This is a genomic window from Piscibacillus salipiscarius, from assembly GCF_042685285.1.
GTDB lineage: Bacteria > Bacillota > Bacilli > Bacillales > Alkalibacillaceae > Piscibacillus > Piscibacillus salipiscarius.
The window spans coordinates 1-21,985 of record NZ_JBHUMZ010000052.1; the positions used below are offsets into that span (position 1 = coordinate 1).

General features: G+C 36.9%; 25 protein-coding genes and 1 pseudogene. 21 read left to right on the top strand and 5 right to left on the bottom strand.

Annotated elements, in window-relative coordinates:
* Positions 1-464 precede the first annotated feature (464 nt).
* A complete protein-coding gene (gene rlmD, locus ACFSW4_RS14960; RefSeq protein WP_054753379.1) occupies positions 465-1,850 on the top strand; it encodes a 23S rRNA (uracil(1939)-C(5))-methyltransferase RlmD in 1,386 nt (461 codons plus the stop codon).
* A gap of 143 nt (positions 1,851-1,993) precedes the next feature.
* Here the strand turns inward: rlmD and ACFSW4_RS14965 are convergent, their stop codons facing one another.
* Positions 1,994-2,770, bottom strand: coding sequence for a Uma2 family endonuclease (locus ACFSW4_RS14965; protein WP_377330266.1), 777 nt, complete (start codon positions 2,768-2,770; stop codon positions 1,994-1,996).
* Between the two features lie 68 nt (positions 2,771-2,838).
* On the bottom strand, positions 2,839-3,405 hold the full coding sequence (gene cudC / locus ACFSW4_RS14970) for a choline uptake/conversion transcriptional regulator CudC (protein ID WP_377330268.1): 567 nt from the start codon (positions 3,403-3,405) through the stop codon (positions 2,839-2,841).
* Between the two features lie 223 nt (positions 3,406-3,628).
* Here cudC and betB point away from each other — a divergent pair, with 223 nt between their 5' ends.
* On the top strand, positions 3,629-5,095 hold the full coding sequence (betB, locus tag ACFSW4_RS14975; protein ID WP_377330270.1) for a betaine-aldehyde dehydrogenase: 1,467 nt from the start codon (positions 3,629-3,631) through the stop codon (positions 5,093-5,095).
* A 30-nt stretch (positions 5,096-5,125) separates the two neighbouring features.
* A complete protein-coding gene (betA, locus tag ACFSW4_RS14980) occupies positions 5,126-6,811 on the top strand; it encodes a choline dehydrogenase (protein ID WP_054753375.1) in 1,686 nt (561 codons plus the stop codon).
* A 377-nt stretch (positions 6,812-7,188) separates the two neighbouring features.
* Here betA and ACFSW4_RS14985 read toward each other — a convergent pair whose 3' ends face one another.
* The gene (locus tag ACFSW4_RS14985) at positions 7,189-7,407 is read right to left on the bottom strand and encodes a hypothetical protein (RefSeq protein WP_054753374.1); all 219 of its coding nucleotides are present in this window, start codon (positions 7,405-7,407) and stop codon (positions 7,189-7,191) included.
* Positions 7,408-7,576: 169 nt separating this feature from the next.
* On the opposite strand from ACFSW4_RS14985, the gene ACFSW4_RS14990 reads away from it, so the two are divergent.
* The 4 genes and pseudogenes from ACFSW4_RS14990 to ACFSW4_RS15005 all read left to right on the top strand — a co-directional run bounded on the left by ACFSW4_RS14990 (position 7,577) and on the right by ACFSW4_RS15005 (position 10,144).
* Positions 7,577-7,723: a hypothetical protein gene (locus ACFSW4_RS14990; protein ID WP_279401577.1), complete on the top strand. Its 147-nt coding sequence runs from the start codon at positions 7,577-7,579 to the stop codon at positions 7,721-7,723.
* A 338-nt stretch (positions 7,724-8,061) separates the two neighbouring features.
* A complete protein-coding gene (locus tag ACFSW4_RS14995) occupies positions 8,062-8,796 on the top strand; it encodes a DUF899 domain-containing protein (RefSeq protein ID WP_369404897.1) in 735 nt (244 codons plus the stop codon).
* Between the two features lie 278 nt (positions 8,797-9,074).
* Positions 9,075-9,485 (top strand): annotated as a pseudogene (locus tag ACFSW4_RS15000) (penicillin-binding protein); the annotation flags it as partial.
* A 17-nt stretch (positions 9,486-9,502) separates the two neighbouring features.
* Positions 9,503-10,144, top strand: coding sequence for an HAD family hydrolase (locus tag ACFSW4_RS15005; RefSeq protein WP_377330412.1), 642 nt, complete (start codon positions 9,503-9,505; stop codon positions 10,142-10,144).
* 54 nt (positions 10,145-10,198) lie between these two features.
* Here the strand turns inward: ACFSW4_RS15005 and ACFSW4_RS15010 are convergent, their stop codons facing one another.
* Positions 10,199-11,080: a glycine betaine ABC transporter substrate-binding protein gene (locus tag ACFSW4_RS15010; protein WP_377330273.1), complete on the bottom strand. Its 882-nt coding sequence runs from the start codon at positions 11,078-11,080 to the stop codon at positions 10,199-10,201.
* 424 nt (positions 11,081-11,504) lie between these two features.
* Between ACFSW4_RS15010 and ACFSW4_RS15015 the strand changes: the two genes are divergently transcribed.
* The 12 genes from ACFSW4_RS15015 (at position 11,505) to ACFSW4_RS15070 (ending at position 19,894) form a co-directional block, all read left to right on the top strand.
* A complete protein-coding gene (locus ACFSW4_RS15015) occupies positions 11,505-12,194 on the top strand; it encodes a TMEM164-related integral membrane acyltransferase (RefSeq protein WP_377330275.1) in 690 nt (229 codons plus the stop codon).
* 48 nt (positions 12,195-12,242) lie between these two features.
* Positions 12,243-12,449: a hypothetical protein gene (locus tag ACFSW4_RS15020; RefSeq protein ID WP_377330277.1), complete on the top strand. Its 207-nt coding sequence runs from the start codon at positions 12,243-12,245 to the stop codon at positions 12,447-12,449.
* Between the two features lie 20 nt (positions 12,450-12,469).
* Complete coding sequence (locus ACFSW4_RS15025; RefSeq protein WP_377330279.1) at positions 12,470-12,964, top strand: hypothetical protein; 495 nt, start codon at positions 12,470-12,472, stop codon at positions 12,962-12,964.
* 64 nt (positions 12,965-13,028) lie between these two features.
* Positions 13,029-13,724 (top strand): response regulator transcription factor, encoded by a 696-nt coding sequence (locus ACFSW4_RS15030; RefSeq protein WP_054753366.1) that lies wholly within the window; start codon positions 13,029-13,031, stop codon positions 13,722-13,724.
* A 2-nt stretch (positions 13,725-13,726) separates the two neighbouring features.
* The gene (locus ACFSW4_RS15035; RefSeq protein ID WP_054753364.1) at positions 13,727-14,662 is read left to right on the top strand and encodes a sensor histidine kinase; all 936 of its coding nucleotides are present in this window, start codon (positions 13,727-13,729) and stop codon (positions 14,660-14,662) included.
* Between the two features lie 142 nt (positions 14,663-14,804).
* A complete protein-coding gene (locus ACFSW4_RS15040; RefSeq protein WP_377330281.1) occupies positions 14,805-15,728 on the top strand; it encodes an ATP-binding cassette domain-containing protein in 924 nt (307 codons plus the stop codon).
* A complete protein-coding gene (locus ACFSW4_RS15045) occupies positions 15,721-16,395 on the top strand; it encodes an ABC transporter permease (protein WP_054753362.1) in 675 nt (224 codons plus the stop codon). Before ACFSW4_RS15040 ends, ACFSW4_RS15045 begins: the two co-directional genes overlap by 8 nt.
* A gap of 164 nt (positions 16,396-16,559) precedes the next feature.
* A complete protein-coding gene (locus ACFSW4_RS15050) occupies positions 16,560-17,477 on the top strand; it encodes a class I SAM-dependent methyltransferase (protein WP_054753360.1) in 918 nt (305 codons plus the stop codon).
* Between the two features lie 28 nt (positions 17,478-17,505).
* Entirely contained in the window at positions 17,506-17,946 is a 441-nt protein-coding gene (locus ACFSW4_RS15055) for a pyridoxamine 5'-phosphate oxidase family protein (RefSeq protein ID WP_054753358.1), read from the top strand.
* 73 nt (positions 17,947-18,019) lie between these two features.
* Entirely contained in the window at positions 18,020-18,481 is a 462-nt protein-coding gene (locus tag ACFSW4_RS15060; RefSeq protein WP_377330284.1) for a DinB family protein, read from the top strand.
* A gap of 128 nt (positions 18,482-18,609) precedes the next feature.
* Entirely contained in the window at positions 18,610-18,933 is a 324-nt protein-coding gene (locus tag ACFSW4_RS15065) for an ArsR/SmtB family transcription factor (protein WP_054753356.1), read from the top strand.
* Between the two features lie 13 nt (positions 18,934-18,946).
* Positions 18,947-19,894, top strand: a complete 948-nt coding sequence (locus tag ACFSW4_RS15070; RefSeq protein WP_377330286.1) for a cation diffusion facilitator family transporter — start codon at positions 18,947-18,949, stop codon at positions 19,892-19,894.
* A gap of 46 nt (positions 19,895-19,940) precedes the next feature.
* Here ACFSW4_RS15070 and ACFSW4_RS15075 read toward each other — a convergent pair whose 3' ends face one another.
* The gene (locus ACFSW4_RS15075) at positions 19,941-20,381 is read right to left on the bottom strand and encodes a cell wall hydrolase (protein ID WP_054753354.1); all 441 of its coding nucleotides are present in this window, start codon (positions 20,379-20,381) and stop codon (positions 19,941-19,943) included.
* Positions 20,382-20,632: 251 nt separating this feature from the next.
* Between ACFSW4_RS15075 and ACFSW4_RS15080 the strand changes: the two genes are divergently transcribed.
* Both ACFSW4_RS15080 and ACFSW4_RS15085 read left to right on the top strand, forming a co-directional pair.
* Positions 20,633-21,310 carry a hypothetical protein gene (locus ACFSW4_RS15080; RefSeq protein WP_377330288.1) on the top strand — a complete coding sequence of 226 codons (678 nt, stop codon included), beginning with the start codon at positions 20,633-20,635 and terminating at the stop codon, positions 21,308-21,310.
* Positions 21,311-21,405: 95 nt separating this feature from the next.
* A complete protein-coding gene (locus tag ACFSW4_RS15085; protein WP_377330290.1) occupies positions 21,406-21,933 on the top strand; it encodes a hypothetical protein in 528 nt (175 codons plus the stop codon).
* Positions 21,934-21,985: the final 52 nt, after the last annotated feature.

Sequence of the window (21,985 nt, forward strand, 5' to 3'; positions counted from 1 at the left end):
AATTATATACGACCTTTTTCAAAATTAAATTGCCACAGCCCTGTTGAATACAGGACCGTGGCAGCATAGGTGTTTTTTCTTGTCTCATTTCCCTGGGTCAGTTCACAAGTCTAGTAGCTTTTTCTTTTTGTTTAATCTATTTATTTTTGATAGAACGACCAAGATAGCATTAAAGTATTATTTATCTTTAGGACTGATTGATTGTCGATAGGAACAGAGTGAATGTAGTTAGAAACATGCAAAATAACATTAGAGATCAAAAAATAAAGATGATTTTTTTGTCATTAGTATTCTGAATCATGTACAAAAAAATTTTAGCTCATTTATAATTGTAAGAATTGAGATAAGGAAGCTTTTGCGTGCGCGCAAAAGCATCTTTTTAATATCATCTAGAGTTGAAATATGGTATTTTCTATATGTACGATTGGAAAAGCTATTGGTGTGAAGTTAAGGAGGATTTACATATGTCCGATGAAAATAGAGAAGAGTATCAGGCTAAAATCGAAAGCTTAGACAGGAGAGGTTCTGGTCAAGCAGTGGTTTGGCGGGAAAATGAAAAAGGAAATCCGAAGAAATTAAAATTAGTCGTTCCGCAAACTATTCCTGGTGAAGAAGTGAAAGTGGACGCTTTGTATCCAACTAAAAAGTGGAGCAAAACAGAACTAAAAGAAGTGGTAGAAGCAAGTTCCGAACGTACGATTGCGCCGTGTCCTCATTTTGATATATGCGGCGGGTGTGTTTGGCAGCATTGGGAATACTCAGGACAGTTAAAGCATAAAACTGAATACGTTAAAAGAGCGATTGAGAGTCAAGGTTTTGATCCTGAACTCGTGAAACCAACGATCGGTATGGATCGTCCGTGGGATTACCGTAATAAGATGGAATTCACTTTCTCACCTGAAGGTAACATGGGCATGCATGAACAAGGTAATTTTAGAAATGTCTTTGACCTTGAAACCTGCTTAATCGCAAGTGATGATATGGTCAACGCATCGCTAGAAGTCTCCAAGTGGGCTAAAGACCATGACCTAAAAGGTTACGAGAAAGAAGCACACACTGGTTTATTACGACATTTAATGGTTCGCCAGTCCTTTACAACAGGTGAAATCATGCTAGCTTTAATTGCAACTCAGCCACCGAGCGGTGAACTTAAAGAAGCTGTAAACGACTTGGTTGATCGAATCAGTCCATATAAAAAAGTCAAAAGCTTAATGTGGTTAGAAAATACGCTTTGGGCTGACCGGGTTGATGCAGAAGCAATTCATGTGTTAGCAGGTCGTGATTTTATTTACGATGAAATTTATGGTTATCAGTATCGCTTATGGTACGATACATTCTTCCAAACAAATCCGACTCAAGCTAAGAAGTTAATCGACTTAGCATTAGAGATGGGACAACCTAAAGAGCATGAAACGATGATTGATTTATTTTGCGGAGTTGGGACGTTCTCATTACCATTTGCGAGCAGAGTTAAGAAACTTGCGGGTGTTGAAATCGTTGAAAGCTCTATTGAGTCGGCGAAACGAAATGCTGAAGAAAATGGCATTGATAATACTTATTTCTTGGCGCAAGATGCACGAAGAGGAATCGACCATGTATTAGAAGAATTCGGTCAGCCTGATATCTTATTATTAGATCCACCACGTTCAGGTGCAGGTGGAAAAGTTATGCGCCGAATTGGCCGTTCAAAGCCGAAACGAATTGTCTACGTGTCATGTAATCCAAGTTCATTTGCGGAAGATGCTGCTGAGTTAAGGCAGTTTAACTACGAACTAAAATCTGTGCAACCAGTAGATCTGTTTCCTCATACGGTGCATGTGGAATTAGTTAGCATTCTTGAATTAAAATAAATTATTTATTAGAGCATCATAGACGGATTAAGTCTATGATGTTTTTTATATACGCGCAGGGTTTTATCATATTGAATTAAATCACTACAAGTGAGTTGATCAAGAATTTATGACAAAGAAAGACCAGAAGTCTTGAATAAGAACTATGCTGTTCTAAATATTTTAAGCAAATCTATTTCTAATCCTGTAAATATAAACGAACTAGCTTTCTCGTCATTTTTATATGTTTTGTATTTTTTAATATTAAAATTGTCAAAATGATAAATCATAACTTCTTGGTTATCAGGGTTTACGATCCAATACTCTTTTACACCGCATGACATATAAAGGTTTAGTTTAAAGATTAAGTCTTTCTTTTGAGTTCTCTTTGAAAGTACCTCAACAATTAATGAGGGGACTCCTTTATAATAATCATCTTCTCCAACATGTTGATAAAGATCGCAAATCACCATTAAATCAGGCTGAACCATATTCTTTTCTTCTGTTGATTGCCTTTTGACTTCAATATCAAATGGCGCGACAAATGGTAAACATTCTCCATTATCAAAATAAACTGAGAACATCGTCAGTAATTGAGTAACTGTGTATTGATGAGCAACTTTAGGTGAGGCAAGTAAATAAATGTCACCATCAATATACTCATATCGTCTGTCAGAATCATGTCGAAGCTGTAAGAATTCCTCATATGTAGCTTTATGACCAACTCCATACAATGGTAAATTCTCGTGTACTATCCCTTCAAAATGAGACGATAGCCTTGCCACTTCAACGTCGTCTCGTGTAATAATCACGTCTTCTGTTGAAGCTAACTTTAAATACGTTATAAAGTTTTTCTGTAACTCTTCAACAGTCACTCTCATCACAGCACCTAATTTATTAAGATTAATTTTATTATACAAAGTTTTAATTGTAGCTACCATATTAAAGTACATACTAATTTTACTTAACGAAAAAACAGCCTCTCCACATCTGGAGGGGCTGTTTCGCATTACTCTTTCTTAGATTTTTCCTCATCAATCGGCAAGAACTCAAAAATTTCACCTGACTCAATGGAATCGGCCAGTCGTTCTAGCCAGTGGCAATATTTACGATAATCTTGAAGCTGTTTTAAATCGAGTTCGGCGCGTTTTTTGACCTCATCATTGGCCTTCTCATCGTTAAGAACTTGATTAAGTTGATCTTCAGCATGATCAATAGCAGATAGGTTAATCTTAGCTTCGCGTTCCCACTTATCTCCGAAAAAATGCGAGAAGTACTGGAAGAAATCCTTCTCAGCAGTAAATAAATCCTTGCGAGAGCCTCGTTTCCAAACCTTCTTAACAATATTAATTTCCTGCAGCTTTCTTACAGCTGTACTCATACTTGGTTTACTCATGCCAAGATCATCTTTCATATCATCCAGCGTTTGTGGGTCGTGTTTGAAATACATCGTTGCATATAACCGTCCGATGGAAGGCGTCACTCCGTATAAGTCCATCGTCTCGGCGATCGCGTCAATGACAGCCCCTTCAGCTTCTTCAAGCAATTCTTCACTTCGATTGGTTTGATCGCTCAAAGTCATCCCTCTTTTCGTTATTATGTTTTCCAAGTTTTGTTCATTTAACATGTTAAATATAATTTTAACTACTTTAATTGTAACTATAACTGATTGTCAGTAAAAGTCAAAAATTAATTTTATGCAAAAGTCGTTGGTTTACAAAGCATTTTTGCTATGGTATATTAAAATTATTAAATACGTTAAAAAATAATTTAACAAAATAAATTTAGGAGGCTCATTCATGAAACAGATGTTTATTAATGGTGAATGGACGGACGCATTGAACGGAAAGACGAGAGAGATTATTAATCCATATAACCAAGAGGTAATTGAGGTAGTTGCTGAAGGCAATGAAGAAGACACCAAGCAAGCGATCAAAGCAGCTCGCGAAGCTTTTGACCATGGTGACTGGAAATCTACGACTGCTACGGAAAGAGGCGAGAAGGTACTTCATATTGCTCAGTTAATCGAACGTGATAAAGAGGAACTAGCCAAACTCGAATCACTAGATACAGGAAAAACATTGACAGAAAGCCGTGAAGATATGGACGATATCGCAGGGGTTTTCAGATACTTTGCAGGTCTTGCAGACAAAGATGGTGGAGAGATCATCGACTCGCCAATTCCGAATAGCCAAAGTAAAGTCGTTCGTGAGCCAGTGGGTGTATGCGGTCAGATCACACCTTGGAACTATCCACTGCTGCAAGCAGCATGGAAAATTGCCCCAGCACTTGCAGCAGGGAACACGATCGTGATGAAGCCAAGCGAAATTACGCCACTTACAACGATTAAAGTAACAGAACTCATGGAGGAAGTTGGTTTTCCAAAAGGTGTTGTGAACTTAGTTCTAGGTGAAGGCGCAACTGTTGGTAACGAGCTAGCTGTGAGCCATGAGGTTGACCTGATTTCATTTACAGGCGGCATTGATACAGGTAAGAAAATTATGCAAAATGCAAGCGGCAATGTGAAGAAGATTGCGCTTGAACTAGGCGGTAAAAATCCAAACATCGTCTTTGCAGATGCTGACTTTGAAACAGCAGTGGACCAAGCGTTAAACGCCGTCTTCTTCCATGCTGGTCAAGTTTGTTCAGCAGGTGCGCGCTTACTTGTTGAAGATTCGATTCATGATGAGTTTGTCGAAGCGTTAGTTGAACGTACGAAGAACATTAAGTTAGGTAACGGTTTTGACGAAGATACGCAGTCAGGACCATTAATTTCAGCAGAACATCGTGCAAAAGTAGAAGAGTACGTTGAAATTGGCAAAAAAGAAGGCGCCAAAGTCTTAGTTGGCGGCGCTCGCCCACAAGACCCTGAACTTCAGGATGGCTTTTTCTACTTGCCAACGATTATGACGAATTGCACATCGGACATGAGAATTGTGCAAGAAGAAGTGTTCGGTCCAGTTTTAACGGTTGAACGATTTAAAGATGAAGATGAAGCGGTTCGTCTTGCGAATGATACGATTTATGGTCTTGCAGGAGCTGTGTTCACAACGGATATCGATAAAGCAGAACGCGCAGCAGCTCAGCTACGTATGGGAACGGTTTGGATCAACGATTTCCACCCATACTTTGCGCAGGCTCCGTGGGGCGGATATAAACAGTCAGGTATTGGACGCGAGCTCGGTAAACCAGGGTTAGAAGAATATACAGAAACGAAGCATATTTTCAGAAATACAAAACCAGAGCCGATTCATTGGTTTAAATAAAAAGAAAAGCATTCAAGGAGGTTTCATAACATGACAGAAAAATTCGATTACGTCGTCATTGGTGGCGGGAGTGCCGGTTCGGTAATGGGTAACCGCCTCAGTGCATACGGAAAAAGCAGTGTATTAATTTTAGAAGCAGGACGTAGTGACTATTCATGGGATTTATTAATTCAAATGCCAGCAGCTTTACCATTCCCAGCTGGCAAGAGCTTATATGACTGGAAGTACGAGTCAGACCCTGAGCCGTATATGAACGGACGCCGCATTAAGCATGCCCGTGGTAAAGTGCTTGGCGGGTCAAGCTCAATTAACGGCATGATCTATCAGCGCGGAAACCCAATGGACTATGAACGCTGGGGTTCAGATAAAGGGATGGAAACGTGGAACTTTGCGCATGTTCTTCCGTATTTCAAACGTTTAGAAAATGCACTAGCTGCTGATTCAGATGATCCTTATCGCGGGTTAAATGGTCCAGTAAAACTTGAACGCGGTCCGGCTAAAAACCCGTTATTCCAAGCATTTTTCGATGCAGCCGTTGAAGCAGGATACAACCGCACGCCGGATGTTAATGGCTACCGCCAAGAAGGATTCGGTCCATTTGATAAACACGTTTACAAAGGGCGCCGCTTTTCAGCATCTCGTGCTTATTTAGATCCAGTTAGACATCGCCGTAATTTAACGATCCGCACACGTGCGTTCGTATCAGGAATCGAATTTACTGGAACGAAGGCAACAGCTGTTAATTACCGCCGAAATGGTAAAGATCATCAGGTTGAAGCAGGAGAAGTGGTGCTTGCAGGTGGCGCAATTAACACACCGCAGCTTCTTCAGTTATCTGGAGTCGGCGACGCTGAGCACTTGAAGTCACTTGGCATTGAGCCAGTAGTTGACCTTCCAGGTGTTGGTGAGAACTTACAAGACCACTTAGAAGCATATATTCAGTACTCATGCCCTGAACCAGTATCAATGCAACCAAGCTTAAACAAATTACGCATGCCTTGGATTGGCCTACAGTGGTTACTTGGACGTACAGGACCAGCCGCAACGAACCACTTCGAAGGCGGAGGGTTTATCCGTTCGAACGAAGATGTTGACTATCCAAACTTAATGTATCACTTCTTACCAGTAGCGGTACGTTATGACGGTCAAAAAGCTGACACGAAGCACGGCTTCCAAGTGCACGTAGGCCCAATGTATTCAGACGCACGCGGATCGCTTAAGATTCGTTCAAAAGACCCGAGGGAGCACCCAAGCATGGTGTACAACTACCTATCAACTGAACAAGACAGACGCGAATGGATCGAGGCTGTGCGCCTAACAAGAAACATTATGGCGCAACCAGCAATGAATCCTTATAACGCAGGCGAAATCTCGCCAGGCCCATCTGTTCAAACAGATGAAGAAATCTTAGAATGGGTAAAAAATGATGCCGAAACAGCACTACACCCATCTTGCACAGCGAAAATGGGACCAGCATCAGACCCAATGGCCGTGGTTGACCCGAACACCATGAAAGTCCACGGACTCGACAATGTCAGAGTCGTAGACGCATCAGCTATGCCATACGTCACAAACGGTAACATCCACGCACCTGTCTTAATGCTTGCCGAAAAAGCAGCAGACTTAATCTTAGAAAAAGAACCACTCGAAGCAGAACATGTTGATTATTACCGCCACGGCGTCGATTCACCAGACGCAGGCGTGGTGACAAACTAATTACCCCTTATTTATATATAAAAGATGAGCATCGATTAGCTAACGCTAGTCGATGCTCATTTCTATTATATGGCGAATTTATCGGCCTCTTTTTGAGGTTATCGGTCACTTTTTGGAATTTATCGATCACTTTTCAAAATATATCGGTCATTTCTTAAAGTTTATCGGTCACTTACGAATCTATTAAATATTCACTACTTCAAAAATGCCACTCAATTATTATTCAGCTTAAACGTCTCACTCTCATCATCCCACTCAATAGTTATCTCAACTTCATCATTTTCATAAGTGACAGCACAACCTGAACACGAACTTAACTTTGAATTCAGAACACCTTGTTCCAATGTAGTATTGGTCCCCTCAGCCTCTCCTGAACTTTAAACAATTCGATAGTCGATGCGTTCTGGCGCCTCGCCCTCACCAATGTATTCGACATAAAGTCTATTCGTTTCTTGATCATCACCCTTAACGGTTGCTGTGTATTCTACTAACCAGTTGTCTGATTCATTTTGAAAAGTTAATTCCTTTGAATCTTCTATACAGGCAGTTAGAACCAATAACGTAAATAGTGCTAAGATTACCCCTTTTATCTTCAAGTTGATCCCCCTCTAAAATATAGTCCATATACAAGAAAAGAATCTATATTTCCTGCGTATATACTATGTTCAAAAGTTATTAGGAATAAATATGGTAAAATAAGTTAAAAGATGTTGTTCTTCTAATGGCAGTAATGTTGAATAAAGTTTATTAGATTGGAGGGTGAGTATGTTTGTAAAAGTTTATCAATATCATATTCAAAAGGATAAAGTGGATGAGTATTTAAGTATTCAAGAAAGAGCATCAGAGATTTATGGAAAGTATTTGGATTTTAATACTGTTTATCTTCAAAGCAAGGATGATAGTACGAAATGATTGGAAATTTCAAAATATAAGGATAAGGATGACTACCAAAATAGCATTGACTTAATTAACACAGAGAAAGAAATACAAATATTATTTGGTGAATTTCAATCTTTATTAGTTAGTGAGAAACAGGAGATAATAGAGGAAAACTTTTTAGAAAAGAAAATAATAAATAATTATTAACAAATTCCCTTTTTTACTGGGACAATAGTTGAACAACAAGATCAATAGTAAGCTCGTCTTTTTCTTAGTAAAAATATCTGAATATTATGTTAAAATTATTTAAAGAAGGTAAAGATTGGGTTAGTGCTTTGTGTATTCCTTACAATGAAAGGAGTAGATATTCTGTGGAGAATAGTAACAAAGGCGCAACCATGCCTAGAGTCGTTACTCGAGAGGAATGGGAGAAAGCACGCAAGGAACTCTTGGCAAAGGAAAAAGAACTCACTCGCGCAAGAGATGCACTAAATGCCGAGCGTCGTCGACTTCCAATGGTCGAACTTGATAAAGAGTACATCCTTGATGGAAAAGATGGCAAAGCAAAACTAATAGATTTATTTGAAGGGCATAGTCAGCTCATCGTTTATCACTTTATGTTCGATCCAAGTTGGGACAAAGGGTGTGAAGGCTGCTCAATGATTGTTGACAGCATGGGACACCTAGCTCATTTGCAAGCCCGTGATACTTCATTGATATTAGTATCCCAGGCTCCATTTTCCAAAATTGAACCGTTTAAGAAACAAATGGGTTGGAACGTACCGTGGTTTTCATCGTATGACAGCGATTTTAATTATGACTTTGAAGCGACATCTGATGGGGTACAGCATCAAGGGGTAAGTGTATTCTTACGTGATGGTGACAAAATTTATCATACTTATTCTACATATTTACGAGGTGTTGATATACTCTTTACTCCGTTCAACTATCTTGACCTGACACCATTTGGACGTCAAGAAACTTGGGAAGACTCGCCTGATGGTTATCCGCAGAAACCTCCTTATGAGTGGTGGCGCCATCATGACAATTATGATCATTTGCAACATCATCATTCTTGTTGTCATTCGCGAAAGGGAAATTCATAATATTTCCTATAAAAGGAATCAACCATCATATAGATTATAATGAAAAGTTGCTTCTAAAGAAAAAAAGTGATAAATAAGATTCGGGCTTGCCAATGTTTTCAATCATATGCCTACCACAAATACCGCGCGAGATAGTATAGAGAAATAATTTATAGAGATACCCTATTAAGATTCCTTTTTGTAGTTATACGTTGCTCAATTGGCAAACAGAAACTAATGATGCACTAGTGAAAGAAATTATTACTGCAAATGAAGAGGAATCATATAAGATAGGGCAAACGAATGATGGAACAGAATCAAACCTTCATACAACAGCTCGTGAATTTGCGGAATGGGGAAATTTACATCTAAATAAAGGGCTCGTGGAAGGTAAACAAATCGTTCCTAGGGAAGTAATAGAATTAGCTACTCAAATTAAGAGTCCGATCTATAAGAATATTAATCTGCCAAGAAATGGTCTGTTTTGGTACGCTCAAGGTACACCCAGCATTCAAAGTGAGATTGGTGAGAGAGTCCCTAAAGGGTCTTATCAAATCCTTGGAATAACAGGCCCGACTCTATTAGTGATTCCAAAATACAACCTTGTTGTAGCCAAAATGTATAATAAACGTTATAACTATGGAGGTGATCATTACCTACATTATTTAAGAGAGTTTAGTAATCTAGTGGCTGATATATTTAAACCTTAAAATTAAAGGGAAGTGTTATTATTAAAGCTATTATATTTGATTTTGATGGTACTTTAGCTGATACGCTACCGGTTTGTTATTATGCGTTTCAGGCAATATTTAAGGAATTCGATAATGTTGAACTTACATCTGAAGAAATAAAAAGTATGTTTGGTCCATCTGAAACGGGAATCATTAGAGAGAATCTTGTTAATACAGATCATGACAAAGCAATTGAGCTCTATTATGAAAAATACAGTGAAAAACATCACGAACTTGTCTTTAAGAATGAAGAGATACAACTGTTGCTACATCAATTAAGTACACAAGGTTATAAATTAGGAATTGTAACTGGAAAAGCGAGAAGAAGCTTACTCATATCTTTAGATCATCTAAAAATGAATGATTTATTTGACGCCATTATCACAGGTGATGATGTTATTGATCCAAAGCCCCATCCAGAAGGGTTGAAAAAGGCATTAGCGTATCTAAACGTCGATCACACAGACGCCATGTTTATAGGAGATAGTGAAGCGGATATTTTAGCGGGGAAACAAGCTAACGTACATACAATTGGAGTGCAGTGGTTATCAACTTATCAAACACTAGAGTTTAGTACTAAGCCAGACCAGATATTTAATCGTGTGGGAGATTTTACTAAGTCAATTCAGAAGATATAATTCGAAGCGTATAAAAAACTGGCCTCACAGCACGTGAGGCCAGCTCTTTATCTATTACTCTTTAGTCCATTCATTAATTAACTCTTGGTTTTCGTTAACCCATTTTTCAGCACCTTTAATAGGTTTTTCTGCGTTTTCAACAGAGTTGATTAATTCACCGATTTGCTTGTCTGTCATTTTCCAGTTCTTGAAGTACTCGCTAACTTTTGGATATTCATCCGCAAAATCAGTTCTTGTTGCGTGGTGGATCTTCTCAACTCCACCGTATACTTTTTTCGGATCTTCTAGGAACTTAAGGTCATATTCAGCGAAAATCCAGTGTGGACTCCAAAGTGGCGCAACAATTGGTTCTTTATTTTTAACTGCTTCACCAATTTGAGTGATCATTGCAGGCTCAGAGCTAGATGTTAACTCATAGTCAAGATTATAATCTTTAATTAATTCCTCTGTCACTTCCATCGTACCTGCACCAGGGTCAAAGCCGATAATTTGGCCATTAAACTTGTCTTTGTTTTTGTTTAAGTCTTCAATGCTGTTAATATCTTCCATATAAGTTGGAACAACAAGTCCTACTTTAGCATTGTCATACCAAGTAGCGTCTGAGAAATTAACGGTATCTTGATATTCTTTTAAGTAATTCTTATCTTGAACAGGTAGCCAAACTTCTAAGCTTACATCTAAGTCGCCACTTTCTAACGCTTTCATCATCGTACCCATATCAAGTAATTGTAACTTCACGTTGTAGCCTTTTTCTTCTAGAATCACTTTCCACATGTTTGTAACAGCAATGTTCTCAGCCCAGTTAATTTGACCGATTGAAATCTCGTCCTGGTTTACTTCTGAACTAGACTCCTCACTGCTTCCGCCGCAAGCTGCTAATGTAACCACAACTAGCAATGCAATGCTAAGCCCAAGTATTTTCTTCCAACTATTCATAATTAAAAAACTCCCCTTTTTTTAATTTGTTGTTATTTATTTAAAATACTTCAAAACGTTTAATTTGTTTAGAAATATTTTAATAAAAGTTTCAAATAAAAACTCATCTCTAACCAGAGATCAGTCACTCGTTACTATAGACATGACTTATCATGATGACTGATGTATGACACTTTAGTGTGAGTCATGCCTGAATCACATCTACTGATTATAATAGTGATTCGGCTTTAATTCAACATAACCAAACGTTTGGTAAGTTTGTTAAATTATTTTTAAACGTTTTGTACAGTTTTTATGTTAACGTACTGAGATTTAATGTCAAGGGTTAGGATGAATTTAAATTCAGTATAAGTTCATATCAAAAAATACCGAAAATTATGATAAAGTTAACTTAAAATAGATTATATTAGAAGGAATGGTTAATTTGAGCCGTGGCGAATTTATTCCACTCTTTGGATTCGACCATCTCATTTATATAGCCGGGCTAATGTTAATAGGCTTTTGTCTGTTTTTCTTTCGCCATAAAATAAAAAAGAAACGAACACTCATCACGATCATCATTCTCATCTTAAGTCTCACGCAGCAGGTGCTACTCTACGGTTCATACGCAGTCATCATGAATTTTGACCTATCCGAATCATTGCCACTACATATTAGCCGCATCAACACAATTTTAGGCATCATTTATTTAATCACCAAGAATGAAAAGTTATTCAAAGTCCTGTGCTTTTTTAGTTTGTATGCGTGGACCAGTTTTCTGTATCCAAGCCGGGTATACGGCATCAGTCATCCATTAGGTATAAGCTTCTTTGTCAATCATGTAATTACATTGTTATTACCTTTTTACGCCATGATTTCCTATCAAGCTAGAGTTAGGTTAAACGATAAATACCTCTCATTCTTATGGTTTATCGTTTATCTTATGGTCGTTTTAATGGTTAACCCATTAGTCGATGGCAATTATTTTTACTTAAAACATAAACCAGTTTTCCCTAATTTGACTGACTGGCTTTACATACCAGGCACACTAATTGTTACGTTCATCTTATTTGGGCTCGGGGAGAAGCTGTATTTGACTGTTCAAGACCGGTTAAAAATTCCTTCAAAGGAGTGATAAAATGAAGAATCTTAGTTTGATGTTTATTTTCTAGGCGTATTGTTAATGGCGCTTAGTGGATTAGAAAAAGTGATCATATTTGCATCATTTAACGGAGAAGTTCACGTGATGCAAGCTGTTAAAAATCTAACTCCAGACTATATCTGGAACATAACCAATATAACGTTTTGGTTAGGGCTGATTGGATTTTTAATTGGACTGATATCGTTTTTTTCTGGAAAAGACATTGCGGAAAGGTGGAAGGAGTTTTAAGTTACACTTATTGATAGGAGATGATCAATATTAAAAAGGTTGCATTAGTTCTTATCAGTCTTGCATGGATTGTGGTCGGATGCACTTCACAAGAATCAGAGATTCAATTACCTGAAGATGCACCTGAATTCGTAGAGAAGAGCCATTTTGAGGAAATCGATTGGGAGAATAAAGCTGTAAGATTTCAAGGCAATATCATCGGAAATAAAAATAAATCAGGAGTGATAGGTGTTGACATGCCGAGTGTTAATCAAGGTCAGAAGTGGATGTGGCACCTCTGGGGAATTGAAGAACCTCTAGCTGTTGATTTAACGGTGGTAGGTATGCACAAAGCAACAAAAGAAGTACACCAAGTGCTGACAAATGGGTGGACGATTGGACTTGCGGGCGAGAATAATGGAGCGGATGCACATTCACCGTCGTCTGTTAATCTACCAGAAGCGGGAGTGTGGGCTATACTGCTTTATACAAACGGTGAACTATTCGATACGTTGATTTATGAGATAGAAAAGTAAATTTTTTCTGATAAAGCACTTTATTAGGAGAAACAGTTCTGGACAAAAGGAGTCAAATTTAATTATGAAAAAGAAGATCTTAATAGTAGAAGACGACAAAGAAATAAGTGAACTTGTTACAAGCCATTTAGAACAAGAACATTTTACAGTGATGACTGCTTTTGACGGGGAAGAGGCGCTTCAACTTTTTCAAACTACACAAATTGACTTAGTACTACTTGATTTAATGCTCCCGAAGCTCAATGGCATGGAGTTTCTGAGAAAAATTAGAGAAACAAGCGTTGTTCCAGTACTTATTATTTCAGCAAAAGATAGTGAGTTCGATAAAACGTTAGGTCTCGGTTTTGGGGCGGATGATTATATCAGTAAACCATTTTCCGTAATTGAACTGACAGCAAGAGTTCAAGCTGCTATTCGAAGAGCAACACGCTATGTTTCTGCAGGTGGAAATTCATCTTCAAACATGATTCAATTCAAAGCCCTGACACTTAATTTAGAAACCTTTACTGCACAAGTAAACGGGAAAAATATACAGCTTACCTCTAAGGAATTTTATATCTTAAAGCTTTTTATGATGAATCAAAACAGAGTATTTACAAAAGAGCAACTATATGAGTTGATTTGGGAAGATGATTACTTTGGCAATGAGAATGTGATTAATGTTCACATTCGTAGATTACGAGAAAAAATTGAAGAAGATCCCTCAAAACCGAGTTACATTCAAACGGTTTGGGGGATTGGCTATAAATTAGGGGAGTAACTATGAATTTTTTACTATTTTCAATTATAGTAGTTTTGCTGATCATTATTGGTGCTCAATATTTATCAAATAAACAAACCAATATGCAGCTTATTCAAATACGCGATAATTTATCTCATATCGTTGAGAAGGAAACCTCTGAAAAAGTATTTCTTCAAACAAATAATCACTCTGTTCGAGACATGCTTATTCAAATTAATCGTCTGTTAAGCTATAACCAGAAGGTGGCTGCTGACTTCGCAAGAACAAACGAAAGTTTAAGAAAGATGATTTCAAATATGTCTCATGATTTAAAAACGCCTTTAACCGTTATTTTAGGATATGTCGAGAAATTAAAACATGATGACAACCTGTCAGAAGAAGAGCGAAGAGAACTCGTTGGTCGTCTTCATGACAAAATATTAAGTGTCATCGATTTAATGAACCAATTTTTTGACCTTGTCAAACTTGAGTCAGGTGATGTTGATTTTCCGATGAGTCGTTTATCGATTAACGAAATTTGCCGGAAGAACGTATTAGACTTTTATCATTTAGTGCAGTCAAAAGGTCTTCAAGTTAAGGTCGATATTCCAGAACAGGATTACTTTATTCTCGGTAATGAAAATGCGTTGAATCAGATTCTGAACAATTTAATATCTAACGCAATTCGTTACGGTAGTGATGGTGACGTGGTTGGGTTAACGATTCGAGAACAAGGCGAAAATATAGCTATTGATATTTGGGATCAAGGTAAAGGTATAGCTGAAAAACATCAGAACCGTGTGTTCGAAAGGCTATATACCCTAGATGATGCGAGAAATCCTGAATTTCAGGGTAGTGGTCTGGGCTTAAGTATTACGAAACGTTTAATAGAGGAGATGAACGGTGAGATTAAGCTAGTTAGTAAACCGTTCGAAAAAACGGTATTCACATGCATTTTTAAGCGGGTAACATATTAGAGGTCTCAAAGAGGTGTTCATAAAGAATTACCTCTTTTCTTTATGAATAAATAATAAACTTAAGGAATTTGTAAGGAACAAGTAAGAAAAAAGTTGTTTTTAACCATTATGATTAAGATAGCCGAATGAAAGGGATGAGATGATGGAATATGTCATTCAGACTAATAATCTAACGAAAAAAGCCAAAGGGAAGGAACTTGTTTCAGATATAAATATTTTGATTAATAAAGGTGAAATTTACGGCCTTCTTGGTCAAAATGGTGCAGGTAAAACAACGATTATGAAGATGCTTACGGGACTAAACAATCCTTCAAAAGGGGAAATATTGCTATTTAATGAGAGGCTCACCAAAAAAACAAATTCCTTGCTAACTAAAGTTGGAAGTATTATTGATTATCCAGTATTTTTTGAGCATTTAACGGCATTCGATAATTTGAAGCTACATTGTGAGTATTTAGGATTTTATGATGAAAATGACATGAAACAAGCACTGCAATTGGTAAACTTAAAAGGAATTGAAGACAAAGTAGTAAAGGATTTTTCGCTTGGAATGAAGCAGCGGCTTGGAATTGCGAGAGCCATCATAACAAAGCCTGAATTAATTATTTTGGATGAACCGACAAATGGGTTAGATCCAATTGGAATTAAAGATATGCGACACTTAATTCGGATGCTGAATAAGGAATATGGGATGACGTTTGTACTTTCGAGTCACATATTAGGAGAATTAGAGCAAATTGTTGATAGAGTAGGTATAATTCATCAAGGCAAATTACTAAACGAAATAACGATGACAGATGTTCGAAAAGCACGTTCTGACTATATTGAGCTTGAGGTCAGTGATGTCACGCGAGCCGTTTATTTATTAGAGAATGAACTTCATATTCACAACATGAAAGTCTTAGAAAAACGAAAAATTCGTATTTATGATATGACTTATACGCAAAGCGATATTTCAAAAATGCTTTTACTTCATGATTTAGAGATTGAAGAAATTCGGAGACACTCCAACTCGCTGGAAGACTATTTTTATCATCTTATTAATGGAGGTGATATAAATGATTAAATTAATGCAATTAGAGTGGAAGAAACTAAAACAAAAGTCAGTCATAAGTGAAGTGATTATCTATACTTTGATATTAATGTTCTTGCCAGTATTTTTTATAAAAGCTGTTAGTACTGATTTTGGTCAGAACTATGCTACCGTTATTGACTTGATCTCAGAAATTCAAAAAGGTTTTATCTTATTTGGAGCATCATTGATTACCCAGGTATTTATTGATGAATATAAGAATAAAACTATTTCTTTATCTTTTAGGTATCCAATAAGCAGGCAGAAATTATTTGCTGCGAAAATACTTTTTATAGCAACGTTTGTATTTCTTCTCACCATGGTTTCGTATTTGTTAACTGGAACAGTGACTTATTTAATTGATCAAGTTCAGCCAATAATTAAAGGGAATCTGACTCGTACAGACTTAACTACCTTTCTTAATCAGATGATTGTTCGTTCTCTAGTAATTACGTTAATTACTTTTATTCCGCTTTTTTACTTTGGGATTTGGAAAAGAATGACGATTCCAACTGTGATTTGTGCGATTGTCTTGATGCAAACACACTTTGCACAACTGATAAACCTTAATTATGATTTAGTCATTACAGTCCTATGTATAATGGGAGCTCTCAGTATATTTCTTTCAATTATTTCAGCGGATAAAATCGGGGAGATATAAATCTATTGTTAATAATTAGATATTACTTATCACGGTTATAATGAGAAGCGAAATATTTGACAAAAAAATCTATTTATGCTATAATTTACAATTAAATAATAAAAGTATATAATAGGATTCTCCTGGCCAGGGGAATCCTATTTTTTTGTTTGAGGAGTGTGTCTATGAAAGAAAATAAGTCCAGTATGACCTCATTAATTTCTGCTTTTGGTAGAGCGTATCACAGCCGGTTTGACTCACTTAAAATCTTTGATGATTATGTCGTTAAGGATTTAATCACTCAAGAGGAGTTTAATAACATTAAGGAGAATATGTTACAAGGCGTTCAATTCTTCAACCCAGATATTGCGCAAAAACTAAAAGAGAACAAAGAAGAAATATTAAAATGGATTACTCAAGTTCAGCTTTCCCCAACACCTTTGGCTCGTGCGGCTTACGCAGAAAAAGTATTGCTCAATGAAGTTGATCTCGGCGTAGAACAATATGTAAATTTAGGGGCAGGCTTAGATACGTTTAGCTATCGGCATCCCGAACTGGAGACAACTCTAGACATCTTCGAGATAGATTACCCACCTACACAAGAATTCAAAAAGCATAGATTAAAAGAAGCAGGATTTAACATTCCAAGTCATCTTCACTTCATCCCAATGGATTTCACTAAAACGTTTTCTGATAAAGATCTAATTAATCAAGGATTTGATGTAAATAAAAAGACATTTTTTAGCCTTTTAGGAGTTTCTTATTATTTAACTAAAGAAGAGACCTCGAAATTAATTGCTCATCTGTTTAACAAAGTTCCTAATGGTAGTTCGATTGTATTTGATTATGGCGATGAAACGTTATTTACGGAAAAGGGATATTCTAATAGAGTCGAAAACATGGTTAAAATGGCAGCTGCAAGCGGGGAACCGATGAAAACTAGTTTTTCTTATACAGAATTAGAGAAATTTCTAGAAGCAGTCGGTTTGCTAATCTATGAACATCTTGAGCCGAGTAAAATAAATGAGCTATATTTTAGTAATAGAAACGACTACTTAAAGGCTTTTGAAACCATTCATTACGTTCATGCTGTGAAAAAGTGATGTTTGTTTGACTTGTAAGGGGGTTAAGATGAAAGTTATTAAAGATACTCGTAAAAGCTTTGATTTAGAAGAATTGCTTTCGAAACCTTTGGTGGCCCACTTATCTACAGTTGAAGAAGATACTCCTAAGGATTCACCAGTTTGGTTTTTGTGGTATAACAACAGATTATGGATAATCGGTACTGCTTCAGATACATTTCCAAAAAGGATTAGAAGAAATTCAAAATGTGCTATTGGTATTGTTGATTTTAATCAAGAGACAGGTTCGTTTTTACATGCAGGATTTAGAGGAAGAGCTACGGTAGAAACTTTTGATAGAAAAATTGCTAACCAGTTGCTAGCTCGATACTTGGGTCCAGAGATGGATCAGTGGGATAGACGTTTCAAAAGGTTTGACGAGGATAATGTATTAATCTGTTTTAATCCCGAAACTGTTGTGGTTCGAGACCAATCTTATAAACTATCATGAGTGATAAATATAATTACTTTTCATCTTTGAAAAACTTTTATGAAGCGTGGGCAACAATTAGGGGGTTAAGACAATGATTAAATTTCTTAAATATAACTGGCAGGTTCGAGATGAATGGTTTGATTGGTGCGAACAGCTGACCTTGGAAGAACTGTTAAAAACGAGGGTAGGTGGAGTCGGCAGTATTTTGTACACACTTTTTCATATTATAGATGTGGAATACAGCTGGGTACGGGGCATTCAAGGTAAAGGCGATTTAGTCATTCACTTTGAAAATTATAAAACGCCAGAGAAATTAAAATCACTATCAGATGAGTTCCGAAAAGACATCAACGATTTTCTGGAAACAAATCTAGATGACTTAAAAGGTAAAGTAGTCACGGTGCCATGGGACGATGAAGCGTATACTGCTGATGAGATCGTTCACCATATCGTTGCCCATGAAATTCACCATATCGGCCAGCTATCGATCTGGTCAAGAGAACTTGGCCTTAAGCCACCATCCGCTAATTTTATAGGAAGAAACATAACTTAAACTTAGAATGAACAGTCTCCTCGTGGGATTGTTCATTTTTTGTATTATTTGACTATTTCGACTATCATTTATAAAATATGAACATATACTAATATACACATATAAGGACCTTAACAGGAGGTTTTAAAATGTCTAATGAAGACCAATCTGAGTTTGAGTATAACGATTTAGATGAAGAGACGTTATTTGTCGTCTCGCAAACGTTTAAAGCTCTTGGAGACCCGACCCGGGTTCGCATTCTTCATTTGCTTTTTGAAAATGAATATTCCGTGAATCAAATTGCGGAAACGCTCAGTTTAAGACAATCGACCGTTTCACATCAGCTTCGTTTCTTAAAAAATTTACGTCTAGTTAAATACCGAAGAGAAGGCACGACGCTTTATTATTCACATGATGATGAGCATGTGATGAATGTACTTGAACAAACGATTAAGCACGCATTGCACAGTTAAAGGAGGATAAATCATGGGACACGATCATGGTCATGATCATACACATGGTGCCAATAAAAAAGCGTTAATGATTAGTTTTTTCATTATTACTGGTTTTATGATCGTTGAAGCGATTGGCGGTTTTATCACAAACAGTCTAGCCCTTTTATCAGATGCCGGGCACATGCTTAGTGACTCCATCTCTCTAGGGATTGGTTTACTTGCTTTTACGCTTGGAGAGAAAGTAGCGGACTATAGTAAAACGTATGGGTATAAACGATTTGAAATCTTAGCAGCTGTCTTTAATGGTGTGACGCTCGTTCTGATTTCGCTTTATATCTTCTATGAAGCTTATCAACGTTTTACAAATCCACCTGATGTTGCGTCAACAGGCATGTTGATCATTGCAACACTAGGTTTGTTAGTAAACATTCTGGTTGCATGGATCTTAATGAGGCAAGGAGATACAGAGGATAACTTAAACTTACGCGCTGCCTTCCTTCACGTATTAGGTGACTTACTTGGTTCTGTTGGGGCAATTACTGCTGCATTACTCATCATCTTCTTTAACTGGGGATGGGCGGATCCAGTTGCGAGCGTTATCGTTGCCATACTTGTCCTAATTAGTGGATGGCGTGTCACAAAGGAATCTATTCACGTGCTGATGGAGGGGACGCCTAAAAATATTGAGTTAGATGATGTGATTAAAACCATTGAAAATGTCAAAGGGATTATGGGCATTCACGACCTGCATGTGTGGAGCATTACAAGCGGGAAAAACGCTTTATCTTGCCATGCTGTTGTCGACGGACAGTTGTCAATCTACGAGTGCCAAGACCTTCTAACAGAAGTTGAACTTGAACTTCAGCATAAAGATATTGGCCACGTCACGATCCAGTTAGAGTGCGAAGATCATCCTCATGACAGTTCAGTGATGTGTCAGAACAAAGATGAATCAACAGGACATGGTCATCAACATTAATTAAAATTTAACGGAGCAGTGTTTTAAGAACCTGCTCCTATTTAAATTAAAAGCGATAAACACTTGCGCATGTGCCTGCTTGTGGTTCGTAGTAACAATGTTCTTTATACTGCCCTGTAAATGGCTGACCGAACCACGTCGAAGGGCACTGACCATACGGGTTAAAATACCAAAGAGCATACTGAGCAGGGTGCTGTCTCCAGTAATCTAATACCTGCCGAGCCAATTTTTTCTCTGTCCCTCTAGCGCGATAATAAAACATATTCCCTTTTTGAACAGCTTCAAATGAGTAGTTCCCGCCTTGTACTTGATAGATGACATCCTCAATCGACCTTAAATCTTCAAAATCTAAACAATCCGCAGCAGTCCGGTTCACAATCACATTCCCGACCATGAGCATACCTAACCGGCCTTCACCAACAGCTTCAGCTCTCATCATTCTCGCAACTAAATTAACATCATTTTCATTATAAGCCACTCTTGCCAACTTCGATCACCTCAAAATAAAGTGTGTAATATAAAGATAAGAACATAATATTGTATGGTTTAAGATGTGGGGAGGTGAATGGAGAAGTATCGATACATAAATTTTAGACTGTTAGGAGCCTAATAAATAATAAAGGAAATATACATTTTTTGTCGAAGATTGAAAATGCAAGAAATTACATCTGATAAAAATTCGAAGAGTCACAATTTAAGTAATTCAAATAATGATAATCAATTTGGGGGGAGATAAAAATGTTTGAAATAGGTAAAGTTCTAAGTTCATTGTCATCACATAGACCTATTTTTCATTCTGAAGCGGATTTCCAACATGCTTTAGCATGGGAGATTAAACAATATTATCCTGATAGTGATTTGAGACTTGAAACTAAAGTTCACGGTAAAGACTCAAAGATTTATTTGGATTTATTAGTTGTCCATAATAAAGAAAAAATTGCTATTGAGCTGAAATACAAGACTAAAGCGTTAATTCAAAATGTTAATAATGAAGAATATGTATTAAATCAACAAGGAGCTCATGATACTGGAAGATATGATGTATTAAAGGATTTTCAGAGAGTCGAGCATATGATTGAAAATGGTGTAGTTGATAAGGGGTATGTGATCTTTCTAACGAATGATCCATCCTATTATCAACCACCTAATTCTTATCGAAACACTGTAGACAAGGATTTCCGAATTCATTTTGGGCAAAAAGTTAACGGAGAGCTGAGTTGGGCTGATAACACTGGTGAAGGCACCAAAAAAGGAAGAGAAAAAGCTATTAGTTTATTAGGTGATTACGAGATGGAGTGGTCGACTTACAGCAAAGTCAATGAGTTTAATAATGGCCATTTCCGCTATATATGTATCCCTATGACTATTAACTCTGATATTGCTAAGTCTGCTTCAAAAATGACGAATCTAATATAAATAACTTTAATGAATTCTCGACTAATGTTCCTTGGTTTGATTCTTTTAAGGAGAAACAAGAAATTCCACAGTCCCAGAGAGATTTAAGAGACCGTTTGGCCAATCACCTTCGTTCATTAGGTTATCAAGTGAGAATAGATTATCCTATGCAAAACCATAAAGTTGATATATGGGCAGATAAAAATGGCCGTAAACTTCTTATTGAAATGAGATTTAGAACTTCTTTGCTTAAAACCATATATAACGGAAACCATATTCACCTAAAAAAGCAAGGTGCTCTAGATGTTTCTAGATATGATTTTATTAAAGATGTGAAAAAACTAGAAGATATTACTAAGACAAGAGCTGACTACACTGGTTATGCCTTGTTAATTACAAACGAACATTTATATTGGAAGCCTTCTCCAAAGGGTGATGCAGTAGATAAGGATTTTCATATTCATCAAGATCGCATATTAACAGGTAATTGTTCTTGGGATGAAAAAGCATCAAAAGGAACAACTAATCGCCGAGAAGAGCCTATTCATCTAGTAAATCAATATCATTTAAAATGGAAAGATTATTTAACGCTTGGAACAAGTATAAATGAACAATTTAAAGCGTTGTTAATAGAGGTAAGATAATAAGTTATCTATAACTAATAGATTACAAGTTTGAAATATCTTACTATTCTTT